11 protein-coding genes are annotated in these 13,574 nt (G+C 70.6%); 10 read left to right on the top strand and 1 reads right to left on the bottom strand.

Annotated elements, in window-relative coordinates:
- The first annotated feature begins 256 nt into the window (after window positions 1-256).
- Together miaB and NNI01S_RS17215 are read left to right on the top strand one after the other, a co-directional pair.
- Window positions 257-1,810, top strand: coding sequence for a tRNA (N6-isopentenyl adenosine(37)-C2)-methylthiotransferase MiaB (gene miaB / locus NNI01S_RS17220; RefSeq protein ID WP_169812979.1), 1,554 nt, complete (start codon window positions 257-259; stop codon window positions 1,808-1,810).
- Window positions 1,807-2,532, top strand: coding sequence for an Rv2732c family membrane protein (locus NNI01S_RS17215; RefSeq protein WP_369689672.1), 726 nt, complete (start codon window positions 1,807-1,809; stop codon window positions 2,530-2,532). Before miaB ends, NNI01S_RS17215 begins: the two co-directional genes overlap by 4 nt.
- 51 nt (window positions 2,533-2,583) lie before the next feature.
- On the opposite strand, the gene NNI01S_RS17210 is transcribed toward NNI01S_RS17215, so the two are convergent.
- Window positions 2,584-3,960, bottom strand: a complete 1,377-nt coding sequence (locus tag NNI01S_RS17210; protein WP_063021110.1) for a DUF349 domain-containing protein — start codon at window positions 3,958-3,960, stop codon at window positions 2,584-2,586.
- A gap of 241 nt (window positions 3,961-4,201) precedes the next feature.
- On the opposite strand from NNI01S_RS17210, the gene NNI01S_RS17205 reads away from it, so the two are divergent.
- The 8 genes from NNI01S_RS17205 to NNI01S_RS17170 all read left to right on the top strand — a co-directional run bounded on the left by NNI01S_RS17205 (window position 4,202) and on the right by NNI01S_RS17170 (window position 13,494).
- Window positions 4,202-4,966, top strand: a complete 765-nt coding sequence (locus tag NNI01S_RS17205; RefSeq protein WP_063021109.1) for a class III extradiol ring-cleavage dioxygenase family protein — start codon at window positions 4,202-4,204, stop codon at window positions 4,964-4,966.
- Entirely contained in the window at window positions 4,963-5,895 is a 933-nt protein-coding gene (gene miaA, locus NNI01S_RS17200) for a tRNA (adenosine(37)-N6)-dimethylallyltransferase MiaA (RefSeq protein WP_063021108.1), read from the top strand. Before NNI01S_RS17205 ends, miaA begins: the two co-directional genes overlap by 4 nt.
- Window positions 5,892-6,728 (top strand): TrmH family RNA methyltransferase, encoded by an 837-nt coding sequence (locus tag NNI01S_RS17195; protein ID WP_063021107.1) that lies wholly within the window; start codon window positions 5,892-5,894, stop codon window positions 6,726-6,728. The genes miaA and NNI01S_RS17195 overlap by 4 nt, the downstream gene beginning before the upstream one ends.
- Before the next feature lie 30 nt (window positions 6,729-6,758).
- Window positions 6,759-7,640 carry a diaminopimelate epimerase gene (gene dapF / locus NNI01S_RS17190; protein WP_063021219.1) on the top strand — a complete coding sequence of 294 codons (882 nt, stop codon included), beginning with the start codon at window positions 6,759-6,761 and terminating at the stop codon, window positions 7,638-7,640.
- Window positions 7,641-7,832: 192 nt separating this feature from the next.
- A complete protein-coding gene (gene hflX, locus NNI01S_RS17185) occupies window positions 7,833-9,260 on the top strand; it encodes a GTPase HflX (protein ID WP_063021218.1) in 1,428 nt (475 codons plus the stop codon).
- Between the two features lie 496 nt (window positions 9,261-9,756).
- The gene (locus tag NNI01S_RS17180; RefSeq protein WP_084488895.1) at window positions 9,757-10,653 is read left to right on the top strand and encodes a lysophospholipid acyltransferase family protein; all 897 of its coding nucleotides are present in this window, start codon (window positions 9,757-9,759) and stop codon (window positions 10,651-10,653) included.
- A gap of 668 nt (window positions 10,654-11,321) precedes the next feature.
- Window positions 11,322-12,467, top strand: coding sequence for an acyl-CoA dehydrogenase family protein (locus NNI01S_RS17175; RefSeq protein WP_063021106.1), 1,146 nt, complete (start codon window positions 11,322-11,324; stop codon window positions 12,465-12,467).
- A gap of 124 nt (window positions 12,468-12,591) precedes the next feature.
- Window positions 12,592-13,494, top strand: a complete 903-nt coding sequence (locus NNI01S_RS17170; RefSeq protein ID WP_063021105.1) for an alpha/beta hydrolase fold domain-containing protein — start codon at window positions 12,592-12,594, stop codon at window positions 13,492-13,494.
- Window positions 13,495-13,574 lie beyond the last annotated feature (80 nt).

The following is a 13,574-nucleotide window of genomic DNA, read 5'->3' as shown; positions in this document are numbered from 1 at the left end:
AGGCGCGCTGGTGGCGGCGCTGACGGCCCCGGCAGAGGCGTCCCCGGTCGTGGCGGGCGCGGCGTCGTCGTCGGTCATGGTCATGACCTTAGGCAAAAATCGGAAATTTGCCCGGCTTTCCGCGACACACCGTCCCGCCGCGCCGATCCGACACTTGCGTGTAACCTCCCGGTTCCTCCGCTGTCGGCCGAAGACCGCCCGGAGCCTGCGCCGATGCCCGCGAAAGCCGCTGTCGGCCGCCCCGTACCCTGGACGAGTGGATTCGATCGGACAGGCGGTGTCGGCTTCCGCGCCCGCCGAGGGCCCAGCACGCAGCTACGAGGTCCGCACCTTCGGTTGCCAGATGAACGTGCACGATTCCGAACGCTTGTCGGGTTTGCTGGAGGACGCGGGTTATGTGAAGGCCGCGCCCGGCGCGACGGCCGACCTCGTCGTCTTCAACACCTGCGCGGTGCGCGAGAACGCCGACAACAAGCTCTACGGCACGCTCGGGCACCTCGCGCCGATCAAGGCCGGTCATCCGGGCATGCAGATCGCCGTCGGCGGCTGCCTGGCGCAGAAGGACCGCGACGTCGTGGTGCGCAAGGCGCCGTGGGTGGACGTGGTCTTCGGCACCCACAACATCGGCTCGCTGCCTGTGCTGCTGGAGCGGGCGCGGCACAACCGGGAAGCCCAGGTCGAGATCCTGGAGTCGCTGGAGGCGTTCCCGTCCACGCTGCCCGCCAAGCGCGAGTCCGCCTACGCGGGCTGGGTGTCCATCTCGGTCGGCTGCAACAACACCTGCACTTTCTGCATCGTGCCCGCTCTGCGCGGCAAGGAGGTCGACCGCCGTCCGGGCGACGTGCTCGCCGAGGTGCAGGCGCTGGTGGACCAAGGCGTGCTCGAGGTGACGCTGCTCGGTCAGAACGTGAACTCCTACGGCGCCTCGTTCGCCGATCCGGGCGAACCCCGCGACCGCGGCGCATTCGCGAAGCTGCTGCGTGCGTGCGGGCACATCGACGGTTTGGAGCGGGTCCGCTTCACCTCGCCGCACCCGGCCGAGTTCACCGACGACGTGATCGAGGCCATGGCCGAGACCCCGAACATCTGCCCGCAGCTGCACATGCCGCTGCAGTCGGGGTCGGATCGGGTGCTCAAGGCGATGCGGCGCTCCTACCGCAAGGCGCGCTACCTCGGCATCATCGACAAGGTCCGCGCCGCGATGCCGCACGCCGCGATCACCACCGACATCATCGTGGGCTTCCCGGGCGAGACCGAGGAGGATTTCCAGGAGACCCTGGACGTGGTCCGGCAGGCGCGGTTCACCAGCGCCTACACGTTCCAGTACTCCAAGCGGCCCGGAACGCCCGCGGCCGAGATGCCCGACCAGCTGCCCAAGGCCGTCGTCCAGGAACGCTACGACCGGCTCATCGCGCTGCAGGAGGAGATCTCCCTGACCGCCAACCGGGAGCTGGTCGGCACCGAGGTGGAGCTGCTCGTGGCCGAGGGCGCGGGCAAGAAGAACGCCGCGACCGCGCGCATGAGCGGCCGCGCCCGCGACGGCAGGCTGGTGCACTTCCGCCCGGGTGGCACCGCCGAGCCGATCCGTCCGGGAGATCTGATCACGGTCGACATCACCGCCGCTGCGCCGCACCACCTGGTCGCCGATGCCGCGATCAAGACCCATCGCCGCACCCGTGCCGGTGACGCGCACGAACGCGGTGTCACCCCGAAGACCGCGCCGATCGGTGTGGGTCTGGGGCTTCCCCGGATCGGCGCGCCCGCCCCGGAACCGGCCGCCGTGAGCTGCTCCACCGGTTGCGACGCATGACCACGCCGCCGGACGACAACGACGACGCCACCCGCGGCGCCGAAGCCGCCGCGTCCGGCGACGACGAACGCCGAACGTCCGCGGCGAAGCCGGGGCACCAGCCCGCCGGCCCCGCAGGAGACGAACGAAACGAGGACTCAGTGAGCTCGGTCGAGAGCACCGGCGATTTCGAACAGTTCCGCGACGATCTGGACGCCGTCGAGCGCAAGATCGCCGGTGAGATCGATCCGGGCGTCCGCGCCATGGTCGTGGCGGGCGCGGTATTCCTGCTGCTGGCGTCCCTGGTACTGCCGCACGCGGGCGCGGCACGCGGCTTCGACGTGCTGTTGAACACCGACGTCGCGCGGGCCGAGCACATCGGGCTGCCCTCGCGCGTCTTCGTCTGGTTCCTCGTGGTCTTCGGCATCGGGTTCTCGATGCTGGCGCTGATGACCCGCCGCTGGGTGCTGGCCTGGATCGCGGTCGCGGGCAGCGCCGTGGCGAGCGTGTTCGGCGTGCTGTCCATCTGGCATCGCCAGACGCCCGGGGTCGGCAACTACATCGGCGCGGGCCCCGGCATCGGGCTGATCCTGGGCGCGATCGTGACCGTCGTGCTCACCTTCCATTGGATCCGCGTGGTGTGGAGCCGCACCGCGCTGCACTTGGCCGCGGAGGAGCAGCGCCGCAACGCCGCCGCGGCCGCAGAGGAACGCGACCGCCGTCGCCTCATGGGCGATTCCTGACCCGGAACTCGGATGATCGAAGCCCCGCCCGGCCAGGCGGGGCTTCGACGGTCACCGGTTGCTGACGGCGCCTTCGGCGGCCTCGGCCCACTCCCGCCACTGCTTGGCCTGCTCCAGCGCCTTCTCGGCGTCGCGGACGTTGCCCGCGGCCTGTGCTTTCGCGGCCTGCTCCTCGAACTGCGCCACCCGCTCGCGGAATTGGGCGGCACGCGCCATCGCCTCCGGGTCGGTGCGCCGCCACTGCGCGTCGACGGCCTCGCGCACGCGCTTCTCGATCGCGCGCAGCTTGCCTTCCAGTTCCTGCATGCGCTCGCGCGGCACCTTGCCGATGGCGTCCCACTTCTCCTGGAGTTCGCGCAGCGCGCTGCGCGCCGTTTCCAGATCGGCGGACGGATCGATGAAGGCGTAGGCGCTCAGCAGTTCCTCCTTGGCGGCCGCGTTCTGTTCGAACTCGGCGTCGCGCTCGGAGACGGCGGCGTTGCGGGCAGCGAAGAAGACGTCCTGCGCGCTCTTGAAGCGCCGCCACAGCGCCTCGTCGGCCTCGCGCGGCGCGCGTCCCGCGGCCTTCCACTCGGCGAGCAGATCGCGGAAGACGCTCGCGGTGGCCACCCACTCGGTGGAGCCCGACAGCTCCTCGGCCTGCACGCACAACTCTTCCTTGCGCGCTTTCGCAGCGGCCCGCTCGCGATCCAGCTCGGCGAAGTGCGCGCCGCGGCGGCGGTTGAACGCCTCGCGCGCTTTCGAGTAGCGCTTCCACAGCGCGTCGTCGACCTTGCGGTCCACGCCGCGGATGGACTTCCATTCGTCGAGAATCTCGCGCAACCGATCCCCTGCGGCCTTCCACTGGGTGGATTCGGCGGCGATCTTCTCCGCCTCGGCGGCCAGCGCCTCCTTGCGTTCGGTGTGCTCGTGCCGGGCGCGTTCCTTCTCTTCCTTCGCGTGGGCGGCGGCCTCTTCGGAATGCTCGGCGATGGCCTGCAAGCGCCGGGCGAGGCCCTCGACGTCGCCGATGACGGCAGCGGTGGGCAGCGACTCGGCCAGCGCTATGGCGGCGGTCTTGGTCTTGCGCGCGTCGGCCCCCGCGGCCAACCGGGCTTCCAGCAGTGCGACCTCGGTGGCCAGATCGTCGAATCGGCGGCCGAAGTGCGCCAGCCCTTCCGCGGCGTCACCCGCCTGCCACGAGCCGACCTGGCGTTCGCCCTCGGCGGTTTTCACCCAGGCGGTGCCGTCCTCGTCGACCCGGCCCCACAGGCTCGGATCGGAGACGGTGGGTACGACGACGGGATGCGGATGCTGCTGGGCCGGGCCAGGGGCGGGTTTGACCGCGTGCGGCTTGGGCGGTTGAATCGAGCGGCCCGGTTTCGGGGCACCGGAAGAACGGGGCATCTTGCCGGGGCCGGCTTTCGCGGTTCCGTTGCTGTCGGTCATTTTTCCTCGTCCCTGCCGCGCGTCACGGCTGCCTGGTTACGCCCTAGCTCATCCCATTCAACCCGGTCCGAGCCCTTGTGACCATCGACCCATGCCTTCCCGAGGAGGAATCCCGGGGGTTTCCAACCCCTGATGACCTGGGTTGTAGCTCCTCGAACACTATCAATCCCGGTGGTATTTCCGGGAGAGACACTCGAAGCCGGGCGGTACCGGTGGTCCCGGCAACGACTACGGTTACGTCGTGTTCTCCGTCGCCGCCCTCGTTCCGTCGCCACCCGTGCTGGTCCCCGAGCTGTGCGGCGGCGTGGCGGACGAGCCGGGAACAGGCGATCCGGACCCGCGCGCGGTGCTGCGATCCGCCGTGCTCGACGCTGTGCGCGCCGTCGCGGCCGCGGCAGACCACTGGACGGTGATCGGCGTCGGCGCGAACGAGAGCACATTCGGCCCGGAGACCGTCGGCACGTTCCGCGGATTCGGCGCCGACGTGCGGGTCGGCCTTTCCGGCGCGGCGGTCACCGGAGCCGGGCGGGTCGACGCCGACCTGCCGTTGGCCGTGCTGATCGGCGGGTGGCTGCGGGGACAGGTCGCGCCGGGCGCGGTCGCCGAGGCGCGTGTGGTGCCCGCGGACGCGACGCCGGGGCACTGCCGCGAGACCGGTGCGAAGACGCGGGCCGTTCTGGACGGCGACATCGCGCCACGCGGTGTGCTCGTCGTTGCCGACGGCGCGGCGACGCTGTCCACCAAAGCGCCCGGCTACCTCGACGAACGGGCCCGTCCGGTGCAGGACCGCCTGGACCAGGCCCTCACCGCGGGCGATCGCGCCGCGCTGTGGGCGCTCGATCCCGGGCTGTGCGGCGAGCTGGGCATCGCTGGACGGGCCGCCTACCAGGTGCTGGCGGGACTGTTCCGCGCCGACCCGCTGGTCGAGACGCGATACTGCGACGCCCCGTTCGGGGTCGGCTACCACGTGAGCCTCTGGCGTCCCGCGGGAGACGATGCGCCGTGACGGACTCCGGCATCACCCCGATCGCCGTGGTCGGCCCCACCGCCACCGGCAAATCCGATCTCGCCCTCGACCTGGCCGAACGGCTCGGCGGCGAGATCGTGAACATCGATGCCATGCAGCTGTATCGGGGCATGGACATCGGCACCGCGAAACTGCCCGTCGCGCAGCGCCGGGGCATTCCGCACCATCAGCTCGACGTGCTCGACGTGACCGACACCGCGTCCGTGGCCGCCTATCAGGCGGCGGCGAGCGCGGACGTCGTCGCGATCATGCGGCGCGGCCGGGTGCCCGTCATCGTGGGCGGCTCGATGATGTACGTCCAGGCGCTGCTGGACCAGTGGGAGTTCCCGGCCACCGATCCGGCGGTCCGGGCGCGCTGGGAGGCGGTGCTGGCCGAGGGCGGCGTCGCCGCCGTGCACGCGGCGCTGCGCGCGGCCGATCCGGTGGCCGCGTCCACCATCCTGCCCACCGACGGCCGCCGCATGGTGCGCGCCCTCGAGGTCGTGGAGCTCACCGGACGGCCGTTCGCCGCCTCCGCGCCGACCATCGGACAGCCGCGCTGGGGCACCGTCGTCATCGGCGTCGACCGGGAGACCGCGGCCCTGGACGCGCGCATCGAGCAGCGCACCACCGCGATGTTCGAGGGCGGACTGGTGGAGGAGGTGCGCGACCTCATCGAGCGGGGCCTGCGCGAGGGCGTGACGGCCCGCCGCGCCATCGGCTACGCACAAGTCCTGGCCTATCTGGACAACGAATACGACCTGAACCACGCTCAGGAACGCACCCTGATCGGCACCCGGCGCTATGTGCGCAGGCAACGCTCCTGGTTCCGGCGCGATCCTCGGGTGCGGTGGGTGGACGGCGCGGCCGCGAATCCGGCCGCAATGGCGCTGGCCCTGCTCGACGAGAAAGAACGGACCCCGCAGTGACCCGACGTGTGAGCACGCGCAACGCCTCCGTCCAGGTGTGGCAGGCCTACCTCAACAACCGCACCAAGCGTCATCGCGACGGCCGTTTCCTGGTGCAAGGGGTCCGTCCGATCACGCAGGCCATGGCCAACGACTGGCCGCTGGAGACGCTGCTGTACCGGCTCGGCGGCCCGGAGCTGTCGAGCTGGGCCCGCGAAGTGCTGGACACCAGCGGCGTGCCGCAGGTGGGCTTGGTGCCCGAGCTGATGGCCGAACTCGGCGAAAAGTCGGGCGGTATCCCGGAATTGGTGGCGGTGGCCCAGTCGCGGCAGCCCGAGCTGGAAACGTTCGAGCCGGGCGAGCCGGGGGAGGACGCGCCGGTGGTCGTGGTGTTCGACCGGCCCAATTCGCCCGGCAACCTGGGCACCCTGATTCGCTCGGCGGACGCGTTCGGCGCCAGCGGGGTCGTCGTCACCGGGCACGGCGCCGATCAGTACGACCCGCTTGCGGTGCGCGCCTCGACCGGTTCGCTGTTCGCCGTGCCGGTGTTCCGCGCCGCCGGGCCCGCGCAGGTGCTGGAGTTCCGCAACCGGCAGGTGCGCCGCGGCATCCCGACCCGCATCGTCGGAACCGACGAGCACGGCAGGCACGCCGCCTACGACTACGACTTCACCGAAGCGACCATTCTCGTCGTCGGCAACGAGACCAGCGGGATGAGCTCCGCCTGGCAGACCGCCTGCGACGACATGGTGCACATCCCGATGGGCGGTACGGCCAGCTCGCTGGGGGCGCCCTCGGCCGCGGCGGTGGCGCTCTACGAAATTTCCCGGCAGCGCCGGACGTTTGCCAGATGACGACGAGATAGGGAGACATCACCCGTGGACATCGAGTTCACCAAGGGCCACGGCACCCAGAACGACTTCGTGGTGCTGCCGGACCCGCAGGCCGACCTGGCGCTGACGGCCGAGCAGGTCGGCGCGCTGTGCGATCGCCGCCGCGGGCTCGGCGCGGACGGTGTGCTGCGGGTCGCGCGGGCCGGCGCACTGCTGGCCGCCGGTGTGCTGGCGGATATCCCGGAAGGCGTCGGCGCCGAGGACTGGTTCATGGACTACCGCAACGCCGACGGCTCGATCGCCGAGATGTGCGGCAACGGTGTGCGCGTGTTCGCCCATTACCTGACCGCATCGGGACTGGAGACCCGCGGCAGCTTCGTCGTCGGCAGCCGCGCCGGGGCGCGTCCGGTCACGGTGCACGCCGGGGATTCGGTCGCCGGGGATGTCACCGTCGACATGGGCCAGGTGCGCGAACTCGGCGCGTCCACCGCGACGATCGCGGGCTGGGCGCTGCCCGGGATCGGCATCGATGTGGGCAATCCCCATCTGGCCTGCGTCGATCCGGGAATGTCGGCGGACGCGCTCGGCAAGCTCGATCTGACCGTGCCGCCCGGCTTCGACCCGGACCTGTTCCCGCACGGCGTGAACGTCGAGATCGTCACCGCGCTGGACGCCGAGCGATCGGTCGACATGCGGGTCTACGAGCGCGGTGTGGGCGAAACCCGTTCCTGTGGAACGGGAACCGTCGCCGCGGCCGCCGCGGCGCTGGCCGCCGACGGCTTCCGGATCGCCGAGGACACCGGCCGGGTGGCGGTGCGGGTGCCGGGGGGTGAGCTCACCGTCGGGCTCGAGCGCGGCAGGGCGTGGCTGCGCGGGCCGTCGGCGCTGGTCGCCACGGGCCGCCTCGCCGGATCGTGGTGGAACGATCTGTGAGCGGCGCCGCCTCCAGATAACCGGGTGCGTGCTGCGGTGATGTCGTGGCAGCATGGATGGTGTATGAGGAAATCAGAGACGTATGAATTCACTCCGGCGGACGCGAGCGACGACGACACCGCCGCGGCGGACGACGCCGTGACCGGCGACGATACCGCGACCGGCGACGTAGTCGCCGAGCACCGAGCCAGGATGGACCGCTCGGGCTGGTCAGCCGATCCGACGGTGGGCGAACTCCAGTTGGAGGACCGCAGCTCGCTGCGGCGGGTGGCGGGCCTGTCCACCGAACTCGCCGACATCACCGAGGTCGAGTACCGGCAGCTGCGCCTGGAGCGCGTCGTGCTGGTGGGGGTCTGGACCGCCGGAACCGCCGCGCAGGCCGAGGCGAGCATGGCCGAACTGGCGGCGCTCGCCGAAACCGCGGGCTCCGAGGTGCTCCAAGCGCTGATCCAGCGCCGCGACCGGCCGGATCCGGCCACCTACATCGGCTCCGGCAAGGCCGACGAGCTGCGCTCCGTGGTGCTGGAGACCGGTGCCGACACCGTCATCTGCGACGGCGAACTGACCCCCGCGCAGCTGACCGCGCTGGAGAAGGTGGTCAAGGTCAAGGTGGTCGACCGGACCGCGCTGATCCTGGATATCTTCGCCCAGCACGCCACCTCCAGGGAGGGCAAGGCGCAGGTTTCGCTGGCCCAGATGGAGTACATGCTGCCCCGGCTGCGCGGCTGGGGTGAGTCGATGTCCCGGCAGGCCGGTGGTCGCGCGGGCAGCAACGGCGGCGTGGGTCTGCGCGGGCCCGGTGAGACCAAGATCGAAACCGATCGTCGCCGCATCCGCGAGCGCATGGCCAAGCTGCGCCGGGAGATCCGGGAGATGAAGACCGCGCGCGACACCATGCGGGCGCGCCGCACCTCCAGCGGCATCCCGTCCGTCGCCATCGTCGGCTACACCAATGCGGGCAAGTCGAGCCTGATGAACAAGCTGACCGGATCCGGCGTGCTGGTTCAGGACGCCCTGTTCGCCACCCTCGATCCGACCACCCGCCGGGCCGAGCTGGACGACGGGCGCGAGGTCGTCTTCACCGACACTGTCGGCTTCGTGCGGCATCTGCCGACCCAGCTGGTCGAGGCGTTCCGCTCCACCTTGGAGGAGGTGACCGGGGCCGACCTGCTGCTGCACGTGGTGGACGGCTCCGACGCCCTGCCCGCCGAGCAGATCAAGGCGGTCCGCGAGGTCATCACCGACGTGATCAAGGAATCCGGCACGCCCGCCCCACCGGAACTGCTGGTGGTGAACAAGACCGACGCGATGGGCCCGACCGAGCTCACGAACCTGCGTGCGCTACTGCCGGACGCGTCGTTCGTCTCCGCGCACAACGGCCATGGCATCGACGCGCTACGCGAGCGGCTCGCCGAAATGCTCGGCGGCTTGGACGTGGAGATCAGCGTGCTGCTGCCGTACACGCGCGGCGATCTGCTCGCCCGGATCCACGCCGACGGCCGCATCCTGGGCTCGGAGCACGAGGAGGGCGGGACCCGCGTTCGCGCGCGCGTCCCGCACGCGCTCGCCGCCGCTGTGTCGGAGTACGCGCACGCGGGCACGACCGGTACGCAGGAGTAGGGCGAGCGTATCTTCCCGAGCGTTGATCCGGCCTTGCCGCGTGGCTCGTCCTGCTGGTGCGGAACGCCTCGCGCGGATCGACATCGACCCGCCGACAACGCGGAGTTCCGAGCCGGCCCGACGCGTCGCGGCGCATCGCGTTGTGCGCACGAGCCGGATCTGCCCCGGCGTCACGGCAGTCGGCCGCCCGGAACTCGCCCACCGTCGGACTGCTCACCGCCGCACAGGCTGCGATGGCAGACTGGCGCGCACTTCCACCGGGCGTCGGGCGGGTCGCTCGCGCGTCCACAACATCGGTGGGATGTGGGGTGCGTCGGAGCGACGCGCCGACCGCCTCGGACGGCACCTCGACTGCGAGTTCGCGACGTGCTTGCCGGGGTGGCGAATGAGCTGGTCGATCGGCCGAACCAGGCGTGTCGCGACGTGACGCGCACATCCGGTGCGACGCAGTCGATTTCGTTGCGCTATCGTCATCGAATCGACACCAGGAGGGTTCATGTCGGACGCCCGCTCCGATTCCCGCACCCGGCGCTCCGGCGCCGCGAACAGCGCCGACCGGCCGCTCACCGACGGAGCGCCGCTGTCGGTCTCGCTGACCGACACCGATCTGCGGGTGATCGACACCCTGCTGGCTCCGCTGCGTGCGTGGACCAGTCCGCGGTTCTACGGCTTGGAGAACATCCCGGCCGACGGCCCGGTGCTGCTGGTCGGTAACCACAACCTGCTGGGCGGCATCGACGCGCCGATGCTGCTGCCCGAGGTGCTGCGCCGCCGCGGCCGCCTGATCCGCGGGCTCGCCGAGAACGTGCTGATCAATGTGCCCGGTGTGCGGCACCTACTGCACCGCTACGGCGCGGTGCGCGGCACCCGGGCCAACTGCCTGGCGCTGCTGCGGCGCGGCGAGGCCGTGATGGTGTTCCCCGGCGGTGGGCGGGAGGCGGTCCGCCGCAAGAACGAGAAGTACCTGCTCAAGTGGGAGGGGCGCAGCGGGTTCGCGCGCATGGCCATCGAGGCGGGTGCGCCCATCGTCCCGGTCGCGATGATCGGCGTCGACGACGCGTACGACATCGTGGTGGACGGCGATCACCCGCTGCTGCGGCCGCTGCGCTGGACCGTGGAAGCGCTCGGGCTCAGCCGCGATCTCACGCCGCCGCTCATCCGCGGCGTCGGTCCCACCGTGATCCCGCGCCCGGAGCGCTTCTATTTCTCCGCGGGCGCGCCCATCGATCCGGCGCCCTGGCGCAACGCCGGCGATATGCACGCCGCCGCCACGGAATTCCGCGACGTGGTGCGCAAGGCGCTCGAGGAGGAGATGAACTTCCTCTTCGCCGAACGGGCTCGCGACCGCGGCCGCACCTTGGTGGGGCGTCTGCGGGGCTGGCTGAACCGCTGACGGTTCCGGCTTCGATCCTTCGCGCCGGTGCCGCGCACGGCTGGAGCGGTTCACGTCGCCCGATTCGCCGGCAGCGGTGGGTTCGGGCTCGATCGGTTCCACGCTCGATCAGCGCCCTCCGTCCGGCAGGGAGCCGCCGGACATCCTCGCTGTCGTGTCGGCGCTACGGCGACTTCTCCAGCGGCAGGGCTGAGTGATCGCATCAGCACTGGCGAGCAGGGGTGTCGGGTAGTCGAGTGACGGCAACTGCTCGCGCGCGGCGTGGCAGATCGCACGGGTTCCGGCCGGCCGTCGTGTGTGCGAGCGGCATCGCCGGGCCTGGTGGTGCTTCAGCCCGGATGGCCTCATCGTTTGTCCGTCGTCGTCCCAGTTCGTCCGCTCGACCGGCGAGCGCGCGCAGGCCGGGTAGCGCCCGGCCGGTGGGTCGACAGATCGTCCTCCCGCGAATCGGCGGTCTGCGGATCGCACGCCTCTGTGGTCCCTTCGGATCGCCGGAAGCTTTCGCGGCCGTTTGCCGAGAATCTCGTCCGCTGTTCTCGACCCAGTTCGCCGCTCCTGGTGAGACCATGGTTCCGGCCCCAGAAGTGAACAGCGATTCTCTTTCCGGGTACGGTATGGGCAACGACTGGTCGGTGTGGACCGGCCGGTGTGGTCACTAGGAGGTTGGCGTGGAACGCACACTGTTCGAACCCGAGCACGAACTGTTCCGGGAGTCGTTCCGCAAGTTTCTCGATCAGCATGTCGCGCCGAATCACGCGAAGTGGGAGGAGCAGGGCATCGTCGACCGGGAGGTGTGGCTCGAGGCGGGCAAGCAGGGCTTCCTCGGCATGGCCATGCCGGAGCAGTACGGCGGCGGCGGGGTGAAGGATTTCCGCTACAACGCCATCGTCTCGGAGGAGTGCGTGCGCGGTCAGTACTCCGGTCTCGGCTTCTCGCTGCACAACGATGTGATCGCGCCTTATCTGCTCGAGTTGGCCAATGACGAGCAGAAGCAGCGCTGGTTGCCCGGCTTCTGCGCCGGTGAGATCATCACCGCGATCGCGATGACCGAGCCGGGCACCGGTTCGGACCTGCAGGGCATCAAGACCCGCGCGGTGCGCGACGGAGACGACTGGATCCTCAACGGCGCCAAGACGTTCATCACCAACGGCATCAACTCCGACATCGTGATCGTGGTGGCGCAGACCGACCCGGAGAAGGGGGCGATGGGCTTCAGCCTGTTCGTGGTGGAGCGCGGCATGCCCGGTTTCGAGCGCGGCCGCAACCTGGACAAGCTCGGCCTCAAGGCCCAGGACACCGCCGAGCTGAGCTTCACCGACGTCCGCGTGCCCGGCAAGAACCTGCTCGGCACCGAGGGCATGGGCTTCCTCCACCTGATGCACAACCTGCCGCAGGAGCGGCTGTCCATCGCCGTCATGGCGGCGGCGGCCATGGAGTCCTGCCTGGAGATGACCATCCAGTACGTGCGCGACCGCAAGGCGTTCGGTAAGCCGATCGGCGCGCTGCAGAACACCCGCTTCGTGCTCGCCGAATTGGCCACCAAGACCACCGCGGTGCGCCTGATGGTGGACAAGTTCATCGAACTGCTCAACGAGGGCAAGCTGACCGCGGAGGACGCGGCGATGGCCAAGTGGTGGAGCACCGAGGAGCAGCTCGACCTGATCAACCGCTGCCTGCAGCTGCACGGCGGATACGGCTACATGAAGGAATACCCGATCGCCAAGGCCTACATGGACGCCCGCATCCAGACCATCTACGGCGGCACCACCGAGATCATGAAGGAGATCATCGGGCGCAGCCTGAAACTCTCCTGATCGCACGCCTTTCCCGGCTCGCGCCGACGTCTGCCGCCTGCCCGGGCCTCGTCTGCGGCACAATCGCCTCCCGAGGCGCTGGAGGACTCGACGTCCATTCGTCGCCCGAAGCGGAGGAGATGTGATGGCGAGTCTGGCCAACCAGATCGTGCGCGGATACTTGACGGCGACGCGCGCCAATCGTGTGTTCATCGACGCCGGCGCGGCGCGTGAGCGGGTTCGCGACCTGAGCGTGCGGCCCCGGCGCTACGGTCCGCCGCGCCGCCTGCGCGCCGATGTGGCGATCGCGGTGGACCGGCGCGGCGGCTGGCCGGTCTACACGCTCACTCCGCGCGGACGGTCGCCTCGGGGCAATGTCGTGTACGCGCACGGCGGCGGCTGGGTGCACGAGATCGCCCCACAGCACTGGGCGCTCTGCGCGGCCGTCGCCGCCGATGCCGGCGCGGCCGTGACGGTCCCGATCTACCCGCTGATTCCGTTCGGGACGGCCGGGCCGGTCGTGCAGGGCTTCGCGGAGCTGGTGCTCGCCAACCGTGAGACCTACGGAAACGTCTGCCTGGCAGGAGATTCCGCCGGCGGGCAGATCGCTCTGTCGACCGCGGTGGTGCTGCGCGACGACTCGTCGGTGCGACTGCCTGGCACCGTGCTGATCGCGCCCGCGCTCGACCTCTCCCTGACCAACCCTGAGATCCCCGTCGTGCAGCCCCGCGACCCGTGGCTGGGTGTCGCGGGATCCCGGGTGTTCATCGAGCACTGGCGGGGCGATCTCGGCCTCGCCGACCCGCGAGTCAGCCCGCTCGCCGCCGACCCGCGCGGGCTGGGTCCGCTGACGGTCTTCTGCGGCACCGACGACATCCTGCACCCGGACACCCGCCTGCTGGTGGAGGCGGCGCGCGGCGCGGGGGTCACGGTGGACTTTCACGAAGGACCCGGGCTCCCGCATGTCTACCCGCTGACCCCTACTCCGGAGGGACGTGCCGCCCGGAGGATCGTCATCGAGCGATTGCGCAGCGCGCTCGCAGGCTGAACGAGTGCGCTCGCGCCGGACACGGTCGCCGGTTCGACGTCGTGCGTGTCCCCAATCCGCTGGGGTCGGCAACGCGCCCG

The sequence above is a fragment of the Nocardia niwae NBRC 108934 = DSM 45340 genome (genome assembly GCF_001613465.1).
GTDB lineage: Bacteria > Actinomycetota > Actinomycetes > Mycobacteriales > Mycobacteriaceae > Nocardia > Nocardia niwae.
The sequence above is the reverse complement of the archived record's forward strand: the minus strand, read 5'-3'. Positions and strand labels throughout refer to the sequence as shown.

Excerpts from the sequence above, each read along its gene's own strand:
- hflX (WP_063021218.1), top strand. The coding sequence starts at position 7,833 with ATGGACCGCTCGGGCTGGTCAGCCGATCCGACGGTGGGCGAACTCCAG.
- NNI01S_RS17180 (WP_084488895.1), top strand. The coding sequence starts at position 9,757 with ATGTCGGACGCCCGCTCCGATTCCCGCACCCGGCGCTCCGGCGCCGCG.
- NNI01S_RS17210 (WP_063021110.1), bottom strand. The coding sequence starts at position 3,960 with ATGACCGACAGCAACGGAACCGCGAAAGCCGGCCCCGGCAAGATGCCC.
- NNI01S_RS17215 (WP_369689672.1), top strand. The coding sequence starts at position 1,807 with ATGACCACGCCGCCGGACGACAACGACGACGCCACCCGCGGCGCCGAA.
- NNI01S_RS17170 (WP_063021105.1), top strand. The coding sequence starts at position 12,592 with ATGGCGAGTCTGGCCAACCAGATCGTGCGCGGATACTTGACGGCGACG.